The 17,750-nt window shown below is 46.4% G+C and carries 19 protein-coding genes and 1 tRNA gene; 7 read left to right on the forward strand and 13 right to left on the reverse strand.

Annotation, left to right across the window (positions count from 1 at the left end; genetic code table 11):
• Window positions 1-159: 159 nt before the first annotated feature.
• From FD961_RS05020 to cysS, 6 genes are all read right to left on the reverse strand, one after another.
• Window positions 160-254, reverse strand: a tRNA-Ser gene (locus FD961_RS05020).
• Between the two features lie 86 nt (window positions 255-340).
• Window positions 341-1,591: an aspartate kinase gene (locus FD961_RS05025; RefSeq protein ID WP_071465649.1), complete on the reverse strand. Its 1,251-nt coding sequence runs from the start codon at window positions 1,589-1,591 to the stop codon at window positions 341-343.
• Window positions 1,592-1,672: 81 nt separating this feature from the next.
• The gene (gene tilS / locus FD961_RS05030) at window positions 1,673-2,968 is read right to left on the reverse strand and encodes a tRNA lysidine(34) synthetase TilS (RefSeq protein ID WP_215392932.1); all 1,296 of its coding nucleotides are present in this window, start codon (window positions 2,966-2,968) and stop codon (window positions 1,673-1,675) included.
• Window positions 2,934-3,905: an acetyl-CoA carboxylase carboxyltransferase subunit alpha gene (locus tag FD961_RS05035; protein WP_071465647.1), complete on the reverse strand. Its 972-nt coding sequence runs from the start codon at window positions 3,903-3,905 to the stop codon at window positions 2,934-2,936. Before FD961_RS05035 ends, tilS begins: the two co-directional genes overlap by 35 nt.
• A 9-nt stretch (window positions 3,906-3,914) precedes the next feature.
• Complete coding sequence (locus FD961_RS05040; RefSeq protein ID WP_251371219.1) at window positions 3,915-4,586, reverse strand: DNA-3-methyladenine glycosylase; 672 nt, start codon at window positions 4,584-4,586, stop codon at window positions 3,915-3,917.
• Complete coding sequence (gene cysS / locus FD961_RS05045) at window positions 4,571-5,992, reverse strand: cysteine--tRNA ligase (protein ID WP_215392933.1); 1,422 nt, start codon at window positions 5,990-5,992, stop codon at window positions 4,571-4,573. Before cysS ends, FD961_RS05040 begins: the two co-directional genes overlap by 16 nt.
• Window positions 5,993-6,052: 60 nt before the next feature.
• Between cysS and FD961_RS05050 the strand changes: the two genes are divergently transcribed.
• Genes FD961_RS05050 through FD961_RS05060 form a run of 3 tightly spaced genes read left to right on the forward strand, consistent with a single transcriptional unit; the run spans window position 6,053 to window position 8,197 of the window.
• Window positions 6,053-6,934 (forward strand): tetratricopeptide repeat protein, encoded by an 882-nt coding sequence (locus FD961_RS05050; RefSeq protein WP_251371220.1) that lies wholly within the window; start codon window positions 6,053-6,055, stop codon window positions 6,932-6,934.
• Entirely contained in the window at window positions 6,909-7,412 is a 504-nt protein-coding gene (locus FD961_RS05055) for a peptidylprolyl isomerase (protein ID WP_215392934.1), read from the forward strand. The genes FD961_RS05050 and FD961_RS05055 overlap by 26 nt, the downstream gene beginning before the upstream one ends.
• Window positions 7,409-8,197: a UDP-2,3-diacylglucosamine diphosphatase gene (locus tag FD961_RS05060; protein WP_215392935.1), complete on the forward strand. Its 789-nt coding sequence runs from the start codon at window positions 7,409-7,411 to the stop codon at window positions 8,195-8,197. The genes FD961_RS05055 and FD961_RS05060 overlap by 4 nt, the downstream gene beginning before the upstream one ends.
• A gap of 26 nt (window positions 8,198-8,223) precedes the next feature.
• Here the strand turns inward: FD961_RS05060 and FD961_RS05065 are convergent, their stop codons facing one another.
• Window positions 8,224-9,012, reverse strand: coding sequence for an inositol monophosphatase family protein (locus tag FD961_RS05065; protein ID WP_071465641.1), 789 nt, complete (start codon window positions 9,010-9,012; stop codon window positions 8,224-8,226).
• Between the two features lie 132 nt (window positions 9,013-9,144).
• Between FD961_RS05065 and FD961_RS05070 the strand changes: the two genes are divergently transcribed.
• Window positions 9,145-9,891 (forward strand): RNA methyltransferase, encoded by a 747-nt coding sequence (locus FD961_RS05070; protein WP_215392936.1) that lies wholly within the window; start codon window positions 9,145-9,147, stop codon window positions 9,889-9,891.
• A gap of 23 nt (window positions 9,892-9,914) precedes the next feature.
• On the forward strand, window positions 9,915-10,673 hold the full coding sequence (gene cysE / locus FD961_RS05075; protein ID WP_215392937.1) for a serine O-acetyltransferase: 759 nt from the start codon (window positions 9,915-9,917) through the stop codon (window positions 10,671-10,673).
• Between the two features lie 15 nt (window positions 10,674-10,688).
• On the opposite strand, the gene FD961_RS05080 is transcribed toward cysE, so the two are convergent.
• Entirely contained in the window at window positions 10,689-11,309 is a 621-nt protein-coding gene (locus tag FD961_RS05080; protein WP_215394365.1) for a peptidylprolyl isomerase, read from the reverse strand.
• Window positions 11,310-11,384: 75 nt separating this feature from the next.
• Here FD961_RS05080 and FD961_RS05085 point away from each other — a divergent pair, with 75 nt between their 5' ends.
• Together FD961_RS05085 and FD961_RS05090 are read left to right on the forward strand one after the other, a co-directional pair.
• On the forward strand, window positions 11,385-12,635 hold the full coding sequence (locus FD961_RS05085; protein WP_215392938.1) for a JmjC domain-containing protein: 1,251 nt from the start codon (window positions 11,385-11,387) through the stop codon (window positions 12,633-12,635).
• A gap of 92 nt (window positions 12,636-12,727) precedes the next feature.
• The gene (locus FD961_RS05090) at window positions 12,728-12,895 is read left to right on the forward strand and encodes a hypothetical protein (protein WP_169709854.1); all 168 of its coding nucleotides are present in this window, start codon (window positions 12,728-12,730) and stop codon (window positions 12,893-12,895) included.
• A gap of 87 nt (window positions 12,896-12,982) precedes the next feature.
• On the opposite strand, the gene bamC is transcribed toward FD961_RS05090, so the two are convergent.
• The 5 genes from bamC to FD961_RS05115 form a co-directional block, all read right to left on the reverse strand.
• A complete protein-coding gene (bamC, locus tag FD961_RS05095) occupies window positions 12,983-14,131 on the reverse strand; it encodes an outer membrane protein assembly factor BamC (protein WP_215392939.1) in 1,149 nt (382 codons plus the stop codon).
• Entirely contained in the window at window positions 14,128-15,000 is an 873-nt protein-coding gene (gene dapA / locus FD961_RS05100; protein ID WP_215394366.1) for a 4-hydroxy-tetrahydrodipicolinate synthase, read from the reverse strand. The genes bamC and dapA overlap by 4 nt, the downstream gene beginning before the upstream one ends.
• A 110-nt stretch (window positions 15,001-15,110) precedes the next feature.
• Window positions 15,111-15,656 (reverse strand): bifunctional 2-polyprenyl-6-hydroxyphenol methylase/3-demethylubiquinol 3-O-methyltransferase UbiG, encoded by a 546-nt coding sequence (locus FD961_RS05105; RefSeq protein ID WP_256438059.1) that lies wholly within the window; start codon window positions 15,654-15,656, stop codon window positions 15,111-15,113.
• A 2-nt stretch (window positions 15,657-15,658) separates the two neighbouring features.
• Window positions 15,659-16,861: a tryptophan--tRNA ligase gene (locus FD961_RS05110; protein WP_215392941.1), complete on the reverse strand. Its 1,203-nt coding sequence runs from the start codon at window positions 16,859-16,861 to the stop codon at window positions 15,659-15,661.
• 31 nt (window positions 16,862-16,892) lie between these two features.
• On the reverse strand, window positions 16,893-17,741 hold the full coding sequence (locus FD961_RS05115) for a 3',5'-nucleoside bisphosphate phosphatase (protein WP_215392942.1): 849 nt from the start codon (window positions 17,739-17,741) through the stop codon (window positions 16,893-16,895).
• Window positions 17,742-17,750 lie beyond the last annotated feature (9 nt).

Below are 17,750 nucleotides of genomic sequence, written 5' to 3' on the forward strand. Positions count from 1 at the left end.
AATTTTGTTGCGATGCACCATTCTAATAAAGAATTTGTTGTGTTGCAACATTTATTTGCGGCGATGCAACATAAACCCTAAAACTGTTGTGGTTTTTATATAAAATAGGCAACAAAAAACCCAGTAACTCATTGAATTTACTGGGTTTAATGAAAGTACTGGCGGAGACGAGAGGATTCGAACCTCCGATCAGAGTTTTAGCCCCGATGCTCCCTTAGCAGGGGAGTGCCTTCGACCAGCTCGGCCACGTCTCCGTACTTTTACTACCTTCTTACTACTAATCCGCCCCACAGTTTAACGGATAACCGTTCCTGAAGGGTTTTAATGCCCTTTTGAAGAATTATTTCTGGTCTAGCTCAAATGCCTTATGCAAAGCACGAACCGCCAATTCCATATATTTCTCGTCGATCACTACAGAGATCTTAATTTCACTAGTAGAGATCATGAGGATGTTAATGCCCTCTTCTGACAATGTACGAAACATTTTGCTGGCGATACCAACGTGTGAACGCATACCTACGCCAACTACTGAAACTTTAGAAACCTTAGGATCCCCTGAGATTTCTTTTGCTTCAATGTGCGCCTGCACAGTGTTCTTCAAAATATCTAAAGCCTTTTGATAGTCACCGCGCGGAACAGTAAAGGTGAAGTCTGTCTTGCCTTCTACTGATTGGTTTTGAATGATGATATCCACATCAATATTGGCATCAGCAATTGGGCCAAGAATTTGATAGGCAATACCTGGACGATCAGGAACTCCTAAAACGGTAATCTTCGCTTCATCACGCGCAAAGGCGATGCCGGAAATAACTGCGGCTTCCATAGTGCTGTCCTCTTCAAATGTAATCAATGTGCCCGACTTCATCTCTTGGTCTAAAGGCATCAATGGGTCTGTCAACGAAGACAGAACGCGGGTTTTAACTTTGTACTTACCTGCAAACTCGACAGAACGAATTTGTAACACCTTAGAACCTAAGCTAGCCATTTCCAGCATTTCTTCAAAGGTGATTTTGTCTAGGCGACGTGCATCCTCACAAACGCGTGGGTCTGTTGTATAGACACCATCCACATCGGTATAGATCAAACACTCGTCTGCCTTCAAGGCAGCAGCCATTGCAACTGCAGAAGTATCTGAGCCACCACGACCTAAGGTGGTAATGTTTCCTTCTGGATCTACGCCTTGGAAACCAGTAACCACGACGGCACGACCAGCGTTCAAGTCTTTGAGAATCTTATCGCTCTCAATACTTTTAATACGAGCTTTAGTGAATGCTGAATCTGTATGTACTGTTACCTGCCAACCAGCGTAACTCACCGCATCAATACCTTCACGCATCAATGCTAAGGCTAGCAAACCAGAACTGACCTGCTCACCAGTAGAGGCGATTTGATCTAGCTCACGTGGGCTTGCATCTGGGTTGATTTCTTTTGCCAAGCCAAGCAAGCGGTTAGTTTCACCTGACATGGCAGAAGGAACTACCACCACTTGATGGCCGGCACGCATCCACTTGGCAACGCGTTTAGCGACATTCGCAATGCGCTCAACTGAGCCCATTGAGGTGCCACCATATTTATGAACGATAAGAGCCATAAAAACTGTCTATTAACTATCTATAAGCGGGAAATACTTACCCGAGGATCTAAAAAGGGCTTATTTTACAGGGTTTTAAACCTACAAAGCCTTCTCTTGCCACTCGGGCCACACTCTAGATCCGGTCAGTACGAGATGCGGGTAACTGACGCCTACTCCCGCTACTGCAATAAGCTCATGATCAATATATAAAAGTGGGGCATTGCGCTGCCACGGAGGAATATCACCCTCCTGAAAGAGATTTTTGAGGGTTTTACGTGGACTATTTGGTTTGATTTGGAGTTTTTCAGACCCCGACCTTGCTTTAGTTGTAATGCGGCCTTCTTTCTGAGCCTTTTTTACCCAAGCAGCTGGCAGTCCTGCATTTTTACTTCCAGTGGGAATTGTTTTGAAGATCCACTGGCCGCCTGACTGTGGGGCGAGCTGTAATTGATCGCGCCATAGCCGAATAGCCTTGCCATCATGAGTCCACTCTAGCTGTGAATCCACCTTCACAGCAACAAGATCGCGCCACCAAGAGTTCAGGCGCTCTTGAGATGGCATCACGAGTTCATTCATCTTGAGCCAATAGCGCAGGACATTATTCGCCGCAGGCAAGTCTGACTTATAAAGTACTAGCAATGGTTTTAACTGAAGACAATCTTTTATTAAAATGCCTTTTCCATCTTGTAATGCCAAACGATCTAGTAATGCCTGTGCATCACTTAGCAAGGATGCGCTGCGAGCTAAATTGGCAACTGCTTCAGGCTGAATCTTTTCTAGTTTTGGAATGACATCTTTTCGAATCGCATTGCGTCTATATTTGCGGTCTTGATTACTAGGGTCAACAATCCACTTGAGTTTATGTTGTTTGGCGTAAGCCTCTAGCTCAGCCCTACTTTGATCGAGCAATGGACGCTTCAGCATTAAGGGGCTAGGGCCTGCCTGAATATGTTTGTGAACAGACATGCCTGATAAGCCTGCCACACCAGCCCCGCGGAGCAACTGGATCAATACGGTTTCTGCTTGATCGTTCTGGTGGTGAGCTAATAGTAGATCTTCAATGCCATATTCCTCGCAGAGATCTGCCAAGGCCTCATAGCGGGCTGCTCTTGCCCTGGCCTCAACGTTACCCTCTCCGGTATTCAGATGAAGCAAGCGAAAATCAAAGTGGATCTTATATTTTTTAGCAAGCCTCTCACAAAATATCAACCAATCATCCGCCGGCTTTTGCAAACCATGGTGAATGTGAAAGGCGTAAATCTCTCTATTCTGATTTGCTGCTTGCGATTTGCAAATCGTATCTAGCAAAACAACCGAATCGAGGCCGCCACTTAAGGCAACCGCAATTCGTTTTGCAGACTTAGGACTTGACTGTGATTTCCTTGAACTTGCCATAACTCATTAGACGCTCATGACGACGCTCAAGCAATGCATCAGTCTTCATACCCTCAAAAGTTTTCATTGACTCGGCAAGGGCTTTGCGCATGTTACTCATCATGACATCGTAATCGCGGTGAGCACCACCAATAGGTTCGGCAACAATCTTGTCGATTAAACCTAATGCCTTAATACGCTGGGCTGTTAGACCCAATTGCTCAGCAGCTTCAGAGGCTTTATCTGCAGTTTTCCATAAGATAGAAGCGCAGCCCTCTGGGGAGATCACGGAATAGGTCGAGTTCTGCAACATCAACACCACATCCCCCATCGCAATCGCTAAGGCGCCACCTGATCCACCCTCGCCAATAATCGTAGCAATGATCGGGACTTCTAGCTCAGCTTGCACATACAGGTTGCGGCCGATTGCTTCAGATTGGTTACGCTCTTCCGCATCAATCCCTGGAAATGCACCCGGAGTGTCAACAAAGGTAAATACTGGAATGCCAAATTTCTCGGCAAGGCGCATGAGGCGCATTGCTTTGCGATAACCCTCTGGACGACTCATGCCAAAGTTGCGAAGAGCACGCTCTTTGGTGTCACGACCTTTTTGGTGACCAATCACCATGCAGGGCTGATCATCAAAACGGGCTAGGCCACCGATGATGGATTGATCATCCGCAAAAGTGCGATCGCCATGGAGCTCATGAAAATCGGTAAATAAGGCACCAACATAATCTAATGTGTAAGGGCGCTGTGGGTGACGCGCAACTTGAGACACCTGCCATGGTGTGAGATTGGCGTAAATATCTTTAGTGAGCTGAACGCTCTTTTCAGAGAGAGTTTTGATCTCATCGGAAATATCTACCGATGACTCGTCTTGTACAAAACGGAGCTCTTCAATCTTTGACTCTAATTCGGCGATTTGCTGCTCAAAATCCAGGAAAGTCGTTTTCATAGTCTGATTTTAATGTTCAACTGGGATGGGGTCGATACTTCTCCACATGTACCAGGTGGCAACCGTGCGCCATGGGGCCCAATTAGCTGCCACCTCCCTCGCCTCATGGCGGCTAACAGGCTCACCACTGAAGTAATTGAGGGAAATAGCCTTAATTAGACCAACATCGTCTAGCGGAAGGATATTAGGGCGAACCATATTAAAAATGAGGAACATTTCAGCCGTCCAGCGCCCAATTCCCCGAATAGAGCTTAATTCTTTGATGACGCTCTCATCATCCATATCTTTCCATTGATCGGCATGTAAACGCCCAGAATCAAAGTGATCGGCCAGATCGCGGATATATTCAACCTTGCGCCCTGATAAACCTGCAGCTCGCAATTCTTCAACTGTGAGCGCTAATATATTTTTAGGGTTTACTTTTTTCTTGCTGGCAATGAGCACTCTACCCCAAACTGTTTGCGCAGCAGCAACTGAGATTTGCTGGCCAACGATCGCTCTTGCTAAAGTTGTAAATGCGTCACCACGGGTAACTAAAAAACCAGAGCCGTACTTAGGGATCAGCTTTTTCATAATGCGGTCATGCTTCATAAGTTCAGCACAAGCCTGCTCCCAGTACGCAGGAGCGATTTCTTCGATAATCGATTCCTCTTTTACTGGTGACACTAAGCTCTTCGCCATTCAGTAATGCCGCCGGGCTTGTCTTCTAGAACAACGCCCTGCTCTAATAAAGTTTTACGTATTAAGTCAGCCAATGTAAAATCTTTTGCTTGTTTAGCTGAAACCCGGGCAGCGATCTGCTCTTCGATCTGCGCTGGACTTAAACCACTCTCGTCTCTAGATCCCCCTTGCAAGAATGCAGTTGGATCTCTTTGCAGGAAATTGAGAGTGGCACCTAATGCCTTCATCGTAGATGCAAGCATCTGTTTTTCATCACCTTGCGCACGATTGACTTCGCTTGCCAAATCAAACAACACTGCAATTGCTTCAGGCGTATTAAAGTCATCGTTCATGGCATCGGCAAAACGTTGAGCCCATGGGTTTTTTGGATCAATCGAACTATTCTGGGCAATTGGCGCTTGGGCTAAGGCGGTGTATAGACGAACTAAACCAGCGCGAGCTTCTTCAAGCTGAGCATCGCTGTAATTTATAGGGCTACGGTAATGCGCTTTAAGCATAAAGAATCGCAAGACCTCTGGATCAAAACTTTTTAAGACGTCCCGAATTAAGAAGAAGTTACCCAAGGATTTAGACATCTTCTCTTCATTAACGCGAATATGTCCGTTGTGCATCCAATAATTGACAAACGGCGCGTCATCCTCTTTGCGACCTTGTCCATACAGAGCACCCTCGCTTTGAGCGATTTCATTTTCGTGATGAGGGAATTGAAGGTCTGCGCCACCACCATGAATATCAAAGTGCTCGCCAAGCAAGTCACAAGCCATCGCTGAGCATTCTATATGCCAACCTGGACGACCTTCACCCCAAGGTGAGCTCCAGCGGGTATCTGATGGCTCCTCTGGTTTAGCGCTCTTCCACAAAACAAAATCGAGTGGGTCACGCTTACCACCCCCTACTGCAACACGTTCACCCGCATGGAGTTCATCAAGAGTCTTGCCAGAGAGTTGGCCGTAACGTGGCAACAAACGTACAGCGAAGTTGACATCACCATCTTCGCCTTGGTAAGCCAATTCATTTTCAATCAGCTTGCCAATCATGCCTTGCATCTGCTTGATGTAATCCGTAGCACGAGGTTCTTGATCGGGATGTATGAGACCTAACTCATCAGAATCAGCATGCATGGCATCAATAAATCGGTTCGTTAGCGCAGCAATCGGCTCACCATTCTCAATGGCGCGGTTGATAATTTTGTCGTCAATATCAGTGATATTGCGCACGTAAAGAACCTCATAACCACTAGCCCTGAGCCAGCGAACCACCATATCAAATACGATCATGACCCTAGCATGGCCAATATGACAAAAATCGTAGACTGTCATGCCGCAGACATACATCTTCACCTTGCCCGGTAGGATGGGCTTAAAGACCTGTTTAGAACGGCTGAGGGTGTTATAGATTTGCAGCATAGGGCTATAAAGGTGAGGCAAGTAGCGCCAATTTGTTAGACTGAGCGCTGAGTATATCGAATGAGCCAGTTTTTCACCCCTTCCCCTATGTTTGCAACCCTCAAAGCGCCTATTTCCACCCCTTTTCAGGTTTTTGCCGTCCTTGCTAGCTTTTTGCTCGTAACTGGGTGTAGCACCCCCGCCCAACAACAAGCCAACGCTGAAATTGCAGCCGTTAATCAGCTAGAGGCGAATTCGCCTGAGGCTAAAACCCAAGCTTATTTAGGTGGCTATGGACCAATTGACCCCCCAAGACTCTCAACTGATGCTCCGTATGATCCGCTCAACCCCGAGCTATCTGAAACTGTTGCCGTTCCTTTTTTATCTTTCTTAATTATTGAACCAGACCCAGTTACTAAGAACGCCGTGCCATCCGATGTTGAGAGATTGGTGAAAGCACGTAAATATCAAGATGCAATTGATTTAATCAACGTCAAACTCAAAATGACACCCCGCAATGTCCAACTGCGCTATGTAAAAGCACGTTTGCAACTAGAGATGCGCGATTTTGCCGGTGCCAAGAAAACCTTAATTGAGATTACACAGCAATTTCCTGAGCTGCCAGAGCCCTATAACAACCTTGCAGCAATCGCAGCCACTCAAGACAAATGGATTGAGGCTCGTGACTATTTAGAGCTCGCATTAAAGCTTCGCCCCAGCTACAGTACTGCTGCCGCGAATTTAGGCGAGGTCTACGTCAGACTGGGTGCCAAGGCCTATGAAGATGCGGCGGCCAATACCCAGCTTAACCAACGCCTGTACGCCAATCGGGCCAAATATTTATTGAACCTATTGAAACCCCAAACCAGAGGCAACAATAGCTCTAACAGCACCTTAAGCAATCCATCCACTAACTCACCAGAAAGTAAATCAAACAATGGCGAAAGTACTCCTAAAAACTAATAAGGGTGATATCACCCTCACCCTTGATGCAATTAAGGCACCCAAGAGCGTTGCTAACTTTTTACAATATGTCAAAAGTGGTCATTACGATGGCACGATCTTTCACCGTGTGATTAATAATTTCATGATTCAAGGTGGCGGCATGACTGCTGGCATGAAACAAAAGCCTACTGGCGCTGAAATTGAAAATGAAGCCAATAATGGCCTAAAGAATGAGCGGGGCACTGTTGCAATGGCTCGCACTAGCGATCCTCACTCTGCTACTGCGCAATTTTTCATTAACGTGAATGACAATGATTTTTTGAATCACACTGCTCCTAACGCTCAAGGCTGGGGCTATGCAGTATTTGGCAAAGTGACTGATGGCTTAGATGTTGTTGACACAATTCGCAAGGTCAAAACAGGAAATGCCGGCTTTCATCAGGATGTTCCTGCAGAAGATGTTGTGATTGAGAAGGCCACCGTTCTCGAGGAATGATCCCGCAATACGCGAGCGCGATGCTCATCTCAGACTTACATCTGACGCCGTCAATGCCCTTGACGGCGCAACGTTTTTTTGACTTCTGTGAAAAAGATGCCTCACAAGCTGAGGCGGTTTTTATTCTGGGCGATCTTTTTGAATACTGGGTTGGTGATGATGCTTCATCCCAATCCCCCTTTCAGCAGGAAGTAAAGCGCGCCCTCGCTAATTTATCCACTAAGACCAAAACCTACTACCTTCACGGGAACCGTGACTTCCTAGTGGGGCCTGCTTTTTTAAAGAAGACGGGCATGACATTGTTGCCAGATCCATCCATGGTTGAAATTGCTGGAAAGCGGTATTTACTTGCCCATGGGGATGCGTTGTGTACTGCTGATCTTGGCTACCAAGTGTTTCGCCGCTGGGTCAGAAAAACTTGGGTTCAAAAGCTTTTTTTGTCTTTGCCATTGGGGTGGCGTCGCTCTATCGCAAATCATTTGCGTAGCAATAGTCATGCGCAATATCAACACAAGACTAAATCCTCCCAGCCACAAAATCTAATGAAGATGAATGTGACCCTTGAGGCATGTGCAGCGACATTACGTTCGCATACAGGTGATAAGTTAATCCATGGGCATACCCACTTACCTGCGCATCATGTAGAGCAGTTGGGTGAACAATCTTGGCAACGTTGGGTCTTATCAGATTGGGACCTAGATCACCCAGAAGTAGGCAATCCCAGAGCAAACACACTCCTGATTAATGACCAAGGCGAGCACTTTATTGACCTAGTTAAATCCTAAGCAGATCAATGCCGATTGTTTTTTGCTTAAGAAACTGAGTATTTAGAGAGGCATTGAACCATCTGGGCAAATATGCGCGGATTAGCAGCCATCACTTCGCCACTCTTTAGAAAACCCTCTTCACCGCGATAATTACCAATCAAGCCACCAGACTCAGTAATGAGTAAAGCGCCTGCTGCCATATCCCATGGCTTGAGATCGCTCTCAAAAAAACCATCGTAGCGGCCGGCTGCCACATAAGCCAAGTCTAAAGAGGCTGCACCAGGGCGACGTAAGCCAGCGCACTGACGAGACATCTCTGCAAAAATCTTGAGATACTTTTCTAAGTCTTGATCTTCGCGATACGGAAAGCCAGTTCCAATTAAAGAGTTTGCTAAACGGTCTTGTGAAGCAACCCGTAAACGCCGACGATCTAAATAAGCACCTGCACCACGAGTGGCGGTAAATAATTCATCGCGGGTTGGGTCGTAAACCACAGCTTGTTGAGTAACGCCATTTACGGCTAAGGCGATTGAAACCGCATACTGTGGAAAGCCATGAATAAAGTTGGTTGTGCCATCTAATGGATCAATGATCCATACATTCTCTGCATCAACATTGTGTTCGCCTGTCTCTTCAGCCAAAAATCCATGGGTCGGATAGGCTTCGCTCAAGGTCTCAATGATGGCCGCTTCCGCGGCTTTGTCCACCTCAGTCACAAAATCATTGTGCTGCTTGCGATCAACCTGGAGGCGCTCTAAATTCAGAGAGGCACGATTTATAACGGTTCCAGCACGACGGGCGGCCTTTATGGCCACATTTAACATGGGATGCATAGTATTTTGATGGACAAATTAAATAAGAACGAGCCTGTGATATTGCCTAAAGTGCATGACAATAAGAAGCTAATACCCTGATTCTAAACGATTTGCATTCTTTACCCTCAACGTACCCAATTTAAGAAGCCCATGGATAAGCACCAAGCTCAGCTAGTACGCTGGGTTCTCGTAGAAACAAGTCACCCTGGCAATGTGGGCTCAGCAGCGCGAGCTCTCAAAACCATGGGGTTTAAAGACCTATGCTTGATTGATCCCAAAATCAAAGGAATTGCTCAGCAGCCAGAGGCGATTGCCCTCGCTAGCGGAGCGTCTGACCTTCTTGAGTCTGCAGAAGAATTGGGCTCCCTTGATGATGCTGTCCAGGGCTGCTCATTAGTTTTAGGCCTTACAAGCCGTGAACGTGAATTCGGGCCGCCCGCTTTGGCTTGGGAATCCGCAAGAGAGCTCATCACTCAAATAGTATGCAATCAAGGTCGCGTTGCCTTGGTATTTGGTCCAGAGAGAACGGGGCTCGAGAACCACCACCTGTCTTTATGCACCCATCGCGTTTGGCTGGAGGCCAACCCCGACTACCCCTCATTAAATCTGGCTCAAGCCCTCATGGTATGCGCCTACACCCTCAGAGAGGCCCTTAAAGAGCTTGTTTCAAAGGATTTAGCTGGCAATACAGAATTATCAAATTATGCCGATCCAGCCGCTGTAGCCGCCATGCTGGAACACTGGCGCGATGGTCTGGAGGCTATTGGCTACCTTGACCCTGCAAATCCCAAGAAATTGATGCCCCGCTTAGAGGCTTTATTTGCTCGCAGTCGTCTGCGTAAGGAAGAAATTGATCTACTACGTGGCATCGCAAAACAGATGCTCCTGAGAAAATAAGCCAGCCCCGTTAAAATCTAGACATGTTTAATTCCCTCTTCGACCAAGTCGACTCCATCATCGTTCGTGATCCTGCCGCAAGAAACCGCCTTGAGGTGATTACTTGCTACCAAGGCTTGCATGCCGTTTGGTTTCATCGTATTTCTCATGCGCTATGGAATATCGGTCTCAAGTGGATTGCGCGGGTTCTCTCAATGGTGTCACGCTTCATTACCGGCATTGAAATTCATCCGGGAGCGAAGATTGGGCAACGTGTGTTTTTAGATCACGGTCTTGGGATTGTGATTGGCGAGACTACCGAAATAGGTGATGACTGCACAATCTACCAAGGTGTTACGCTGGGTGGTACTTCTCTTTATAAGGGAGTAAAGCGTCACCCCACCCTGGGTAAAGGGGTTGTTGTTAGTGCTGGTGCAAAAGTACTCGGTGGCTTTACAGTTGGAGATGGGGCACGTATTGGCTCTAATGCAGTCGTTCTCAAAGAAATTCCAGCAGGTGCAACTGCAGTAGGTATTCCTGCGCGGGTTTTGCATCCCGATCTACCGCAGAGCGTAGACAGCAAAACTAAAGAATATTTTTCTGCATATGGTGTCACACCCAATGTAGATGATCCAGTATCAATGGCACTCAAGGGTTTAATAGATGCCACGATTGAACAAGAAGCCAAAATTGCTCAGCTTGAAAAAGCCTTAGCAAAACTCAGCAACACACCAACCGATGCTACAGCTAGCAGCGATACCAAGCGGGATCTTGGCGCCATGAAAGAATGGCTAAAGGAGTAATACTCCTTTAGCCCATTAATGCAGGGTACGCGGCGCCTGACCTTGTAAACCCAATGCTTGCTCTAGGAAATCTTCTTCATCATCTGCATCGTCATTGGGCATGCCGAAGGTAAAGTTTTCACCACCCTCAGGATGGCGATTTTCGATCTCATCTTCAGTAGCAGCACGTACGTCTTTCACTTGAACCCAAAAACGCAAGGCCATACCCGCCAATGGATGATTACCATCAAGCACTACTTGGCTATCGGCAACATCTGTAACGGTATAGATTAGTGGCTCATCATCAGAATCATCGGCGCTCGCACTTGGATTATCTGGCTCATTATCTAAAGAAGTATCTGCATCAGGTACACCCTCAAATTGCATGCCAACTTCTAGTGGTTCTGGAAAACGGGCGCGTGGCTCTATCTTGAGTAATTCAGGGTCGTACTCACCAAATGCTTCATTTGGTTCCAGCTGAATTGTGGCTTCATAGCCAATATCTTGACCATCGAGCAAAGACTCAATTTTTGGAAAGGTACCGTCGTAGCCACCGTGCAGGTATACCATCGGAGAGTCTGGCTCCTCGATGACATTATTTTGAGCATCAGTTAATTTATATCGAAGGGATACGATAGTATTTTTTTCAATCTTCATGCGTAATTTGTCGTACATTCGTTTTTAATCAGTTAACTCTAGCCAACATCAGCCATTTACTGCCAGCCTCTATTTATGACTTCATTTTACTTGAGCAAGCCCTATGAACCACCGCAAGCACCCCAAAACCTGCCTTTAAATACACCCTGGGCCTTATTTGGCGGAATTAGCCCTGACCAATTTATGAAGCAATACTGGCATAAAAAGCCTCTATTAGTACGTGGCGCCATCCCCGCTTTTGCCCTCTGTTCTCAAAATCAAGAATCGTTGGATAGCCCAATTTCGTATGAGGAGCTCGTTCGATTTGCCAACAAAGAGGAGGTGGAGTCACGCCTCATCCGATCTTCACCTTGGCGTTTTGATCAGGGGCCCTTTGAGAAAAATGTGATCCCAGCACTTAATAAGCCTAATTGGACTTTATTGCTACAAGGCATGGATGCGCACCACCCTGCGGCCAAGAAGATTCTCTCCTGGTTTCGATTTATTCCAGATGCACGCTTAGATGACTTAATGGTGAGTGTGGCTGGGATTGGTGGTGGTGTTGGACCCCACTTCGACTCTTATGACGTTTTTTTAATTCAGATGTCTGGACGCAGAAAGTGGCGCATCTCCGCACAAAAGAACTTGAGTCTAAATCCCAATCTACCCTTGAAAATTTTGCAGAAGTTTAAATATGAACAAGAGTGGATATTAGAGCCAGGCGATATGTTGTATCTTCCCCCGCATATTGCTCATGATGGGATTGCACTAGATGCAGGCTGTCAAACTTGGTCTGTCGGTTTTCGCTCTCCCAGTTTTAAGGAGCTGCTTCAAGAGGGATTGTGGCGACTTGCTGAATCTCTTGAAGATCTCCCAGAACTGGATCGTAAATTTGCTGACCCCAAACAAAATGCCACCAATGTTGCCGAGCAATTGCCAGCTGAGCTTATTGAACAGTTAAAACAGCAATTGAGTAGGCTAAAACTAGACCAAATTGATCGCTTTTTGCCAGGCATCACCGCATACCTATCCGAACCAAAGCAACAAGCTTTATTTGATTCTCCAGCGCCGCCATTAAGCCCGAAGAGTTTTCTAAGTAAGCTTGGGACTTTAGGCATCTCCGCCCATCCTCAAACCCGTATTTTGAGCCTTGGGCAGAGGGTATTTTGCAATGGTGATGAGATGACGAAAGACCAGCCTTCTGAGATCACCAAGGCTTGGGTAAGTCTTTCAGCCAACAAGTATTTAAAGGTCAAAAATCTTAAAAAGATCGACAAATCAAGTCTCTACGAAGCCTACCTAGCCGGCTGGCTGATTTTTGAGAAAGAGCCAGCGAGATGGATATAATTAATACAGGAAATTACCTAGGGATTTGCCCTTGGTAGATCCCACAACAATTATCGATAATTGGTGTTTAATTTTTTAAGAGGAAATTACAAATGAAGAAGTCACTCGTATTCGTTGCAATGTTAGCTATCGCTTTGGCCGCTTGCGGTAAAAAAGAAGAAGCAAAACCTGCTGAAGCTCCTGCTGCTGCTCCAGCTGCTCCTGCTGCTGAAGCTCCTGCTGCTGCTCCAGCTGCTCCTGCTGCTGACGCTAAGAAGTAATCTTCTTCTTGAAGAAAAAAAGCCGCTGCAAAGCGGCTTTTTTATTGCACTCGAATTTCTGCGAATGAGTGCGTAATTCAATATCTCTTATTTAGTAAGCTGATCAGTCAACAACGTTAATAACTGGAATCCAGCTGGTGTGTTTTCAGGCTTACCATCTGCATCTTGAACATAGACGTTCGCTGAATTCTCACCGGTACTCTTAACGATAACTTGATACTTTTTAGCCTGAAGCTTTGAATCATCCTTGCTACTAAATAAATTCGAGAAGAAGCCCTTGGTATCGCCAACATCTTTCGCGTTTACATAGCGCACAAAGTAGACGCCCTCTGTACGATTACGATCTTCAACCGTAAAGTTTGAGCGATCCAATGCTAGGCCTACATCGCGCCAAGAACGGTCAAAGCCTGAACTGAGCTCGATATAACCTTTGTTATTGCCTTCTTGAACAAACTTGGCCTTAGGTATCTTAGGCCCTAAAGGAGCGGCAACCATTGCCTTAGCTTGCTCTTGTGTCATACCAAGACGCTCCATCAAGCGCGCCAAGAATGCAGCTTCTAACTCTGGGTCGTTAGGTCGAGAGGTCCAAATAGTTGAGTTACATGCAGTTGTAGTGCTGTCGGTGACGCATTTTTCAATGGCGCCCTTTTGGGTAATGTATATCTCCGTTTCACCGGGCTTACTCACCTCTAAACGTGTTTTATACTTATCACGTTCGCCAGTATCGTAAATAGAGTCTAATGCGCCTCCGATAGTTGATCGTAGCCAATCTTGTGCAATCTTGGCACGATTCTCAGCCCAGTCAGTTTCCATAATGCCAGTAGATGGTGAATCCACTACCAGTAAGAAACCGTTTTCTTGCCAGAAATCTTTTACTTGGGGATAAAGTTCAGGCGCTGGTTTCTCAACCACTAACCATCTACGATCACCATCCCTAGCAATACGCATACCCGGAATACCAGTCATGACATTGCTGCGCATTTGTACTGATTTTTTAACGGCCGCGTTGTACTCAGACATCGTCGCTGTGCCATCTTGCACAATATATCGACGATCTGCTTGGGATGTGATGAGATCAGGTGGATAAGATAAGTTAGGGCCACGCACAGCACCAGAGCTTTTGTAGTCAACCGTGTCGTTGCTGGTTACTGACTTACACGAGGATAGGGCAAATGCAGCTGCGAGTAGCAGCAAAGCTGATACAAAACGACGGGATAATAAAAGCAAATTCATCATAGTAAGTTGGCCTGTTTTAGTGCTGCCTTCAAAGGCTCTCTTAATGAGTTACTCAAAGGGGTTAATGGCAAGCGAATACCGGCGGTAATCTTGCCCATTTCATGAAGAGCCCATTTCACAGGGATTGGATTGGCCTCCGTAAACATGGCCTTATGAACAGCAATCAATTGGTACTGAATCTCGCGCGTTCTGTTGACATCATCCGCCATGGCTGCAACACAGAGCTCATGCATTAGACGGGGCGCTACGTTGGCGGTAACAGAAATATTACCTTTGCCACCCATCAGCATCAACATTGCAGCAGTGAGATCATCACCCGAGAACACCGAGAAATCAGCATGGCCCGCACGCTTGAGGTCATTCATTAATAAAGTGCCACGTTCTAAACTACCGGTTGCATCCTTGATGCCAATGATGCCTGGCACTGCAGCCAAACGGACTACAGTATCGCCAGCCAAATCTGCCACGGTACGACCGGGAACGTTATACAAAATGACTGGCAAATCTACAGACTCAGCAATCTTTTTAAAATGTGCGTACATGCCTTCTTGAGTCGGCTTGTTGTAGTAAGGCACTACTTGTAGACTGGCATCCGCGCCAACCTTTTTTGCAAACTGCGTTAACTCAATTGCTTCTGCTGTGGAATTTCCACCAGTCCCAGCGATGACTGGAATGCGCCCTGCTATGTGCTCTACCGTAGTGCGAATGAGTTCACAATGCTCTTCTACGGATACTGTTGGAGACTCTCCACTGGTGCCCACAATCACAATTCCATCAGTGCCCTCAGCAACGTGCCAATCCAGCAATGATTTAAGGCCAGCAAAATCTAAACTGCCGTCGTCGAACATCGGCGTAACGATAGCTGGCATGCTGCCAGAAATGGCTTTTTTACTTCCTTGGGAATGAGCTGTATTTGTCACCGAATGTATACCGATTGTGAGCTGTCTTAACCTTGAAATTGTAACGGAATGTGCCCTTTTTACCCTTCTTTTAGGGCGCAAAGGCGCTGAACCATAGCTGGTTTGGGTTCATCTACGTAAATATCCTCATAAGCAAACACTTTAAGACCATGTCGAGCCGCTAAAGCCAGTAATTCCCCTGCATTTAGGAGGAAATTTGGGCTTGAGGGTTTGCCAAATTGGGCGTTACCCTGGGCAAACGTTTCATAGATTAATACGCCACCTTTAGTGAGCATGCCAGGTAACCGGTCTAAATGCGGACGAAAGAGGTAGTTTGTCACCACTATCCCCTCAAATGTCTGCCCTTCTAATGGCCATTCATCTAACTCTAAATTGAGGGCTTGACTCTGAATCAGTGGGCCCCGGTTTTGCTCAATCACAGTGACATCTTGATCCACTGCCAAAACCGAATATCCCAAATTTGCTAAAAGATTCGCATGACGACCTCCGCCACAAGCCAGATCTAATACCAAACCATCTTTAGGAATCTGAGAAGCAAAACGCCTCACCCAAGGTGAAGCGTCTAGCTGAGAACTATGCAAAGTAGTCAAGTTAAAAACGGGAATATTTAATCGTACGCCAAGCCCATTGCTTCACGGACCTCACGCATTGTTTCTTGAGCAACCTTACGCGCTTTGTCGCAACCATCTGCAATGATTGAGCGCAATAGACTTGGGTCGTCAAGATACTTTTGTGCACGCTCAAACATGGGCTGTTGCTCAGCCAAGATAGCATCAATAACTGGCTGCTTGCATTCTAAACATCCAATGCCAGCTGATTTACAGCCCTTATCTACCCACTGTTTCGTTTCCTCATTGGAGTAAACGGAATGCAATTGCCATACTGGACAACGCGCTGGATCACCAGCATCAGTTCTGCGAACGCGCGCAGGGTCCGTTGGCATTGTTCTGATTTTCTTGATTACGTCTTCTGGCTGTTCACGAATACTAATGGTGTTGCCATAAGACTTAGACATTTTTTGACCGTCAATGCCAGGCATACGTGATGCAGATGTCAATAGAGCTTGTGGCTCAGGAAGAATAATTTTGCGAGCGCCCTCCAAGAAACCAAAAAGACGTTCACGATCAGCCATCGATAAACTTTGCGCCTCTTGCAATAGTGCCTTGGCCTGCTCTAAAGCCTCATCATCGCCACGCTCTTGGAATGCAACACGCAATTCCAAATACATCTTGGCGCGTTTGCTACCTAATTTTTTAACTGCCTCTAATGCTTTCTCTTCAAAGCCAGGCTCACGACCATAAAGATAGTTAAAGCGACGCGCTACTTCACGCGTCATTTCAATGTGAGGAACCTGATCCTCACCTACTGGAACATGCTGGGCACGATAAATCAAAATATCGGCAGCCTGTAGGAGTGGGTAACCCAGGAAACCATAAGTTTGCAGGTCTTTTTCCTTGAGTTTTTCAATCTGGTCTTTGTAGGTTGGAACGCGCTCTAGCCATCCTAAAGGAGTGCCCATCGAAAGCAGCAGGAAAAGTTCTGCATGCTCGGGCACCTTGCTCTGAATAAATAGAGTTGCCTGATTTGGATCTACACCAGCCGCCAACCAATCAACCACCATATCCCAGACGGATTGCTCAATCACATCGGGAGTTTCATAATGAGTTGTTAAAGCATGCCAATCAGCAACAAAAAAGAAGCAGGGATATTCCGATTGCAAGCGTACCCAATTCTTTAATACCCCATGGTAATGACCAAGATGTAAATTGCCCGTAGGCCGCATACCAGAGAGAACACGTTCAGCAAACATCGTTTTTCTTTATCTTTATTGTGAAATTGTATTAATGAAATGCAGACCAGACAGGGGTCAGATGATCGGGTAAATGGGGAAGCGTTCCTAAATCAACATGACTCTCATCCGGGTCATGAAAATCAGACCCCCGCGAGGCAAGAAAACCATAATGCTGGGCAATCTTTCCATAAGTTTTGTATTGGTCCGGGCTGTGACTACCAGTGATAACTTCAATCCCCAGGCCGCCAATATCTTTGAAGTGCTGGTAGAGCTCACCCATCTGTAATGCTGTGAGCTTATAGCGGCCAGGGTGGGCAATTACCGCCACGCCACCAGCCCCCTTAATCCACGCAACTGCATTGTCCAGCGTTGCCCATTGATGTGGAACATAACCAGGCTTATCTTCAACCAAATATTTTTTGAAAACTTCTTCTGTGTCGCGACAAACGCCCTGCTCCACCAGATAACGAGCAAAGTGTGTTCTGGAGATAAGATCATGGTTACCGGCAAAATGAAGTGCACCTTCATAGGCTCCGGGAATACCTACTTTGAGTAGTTGCTCAGCCATCAACTTTGCGCGATTCGCTCGACCATCACGAGTTTGGCGCAAGCCTTCAATAATTCCAGCATGATTGGCATCAATCCCAAGACCAACAATATGAATTGTTTGACCCATCCAGGTTACGGAGATTTCTACGCCTGATACATAATCCATTTTGAGAGCGTTCGCCGCAGCTCTCGCGCGCTCTTGGCCACCAAGCTCGTCATGATCAGTCAATGCCCATAGATGTACGCCATTTGCCTGAGCACGCTCCGCCAATACTTCAGGCGTCAATGTGCCATCAGAGACCACGGAGTGGCAATGCAAATCGGCATTTAGGGTGGGAAAGCTACTCATGACCCTATT

The sequence above is a fragment of the Polynucleobacter sp. TSB-Sco08W16 genome, from assembly GCF_018687455.1.
In the GTDB taxonomy this organism is placed as follows: domain Bacteria; phylum Pseudomonadota; class Gammaproteobacteria; order Burkholderiales; family Burkholderiaceae; genus Polynucleobacter.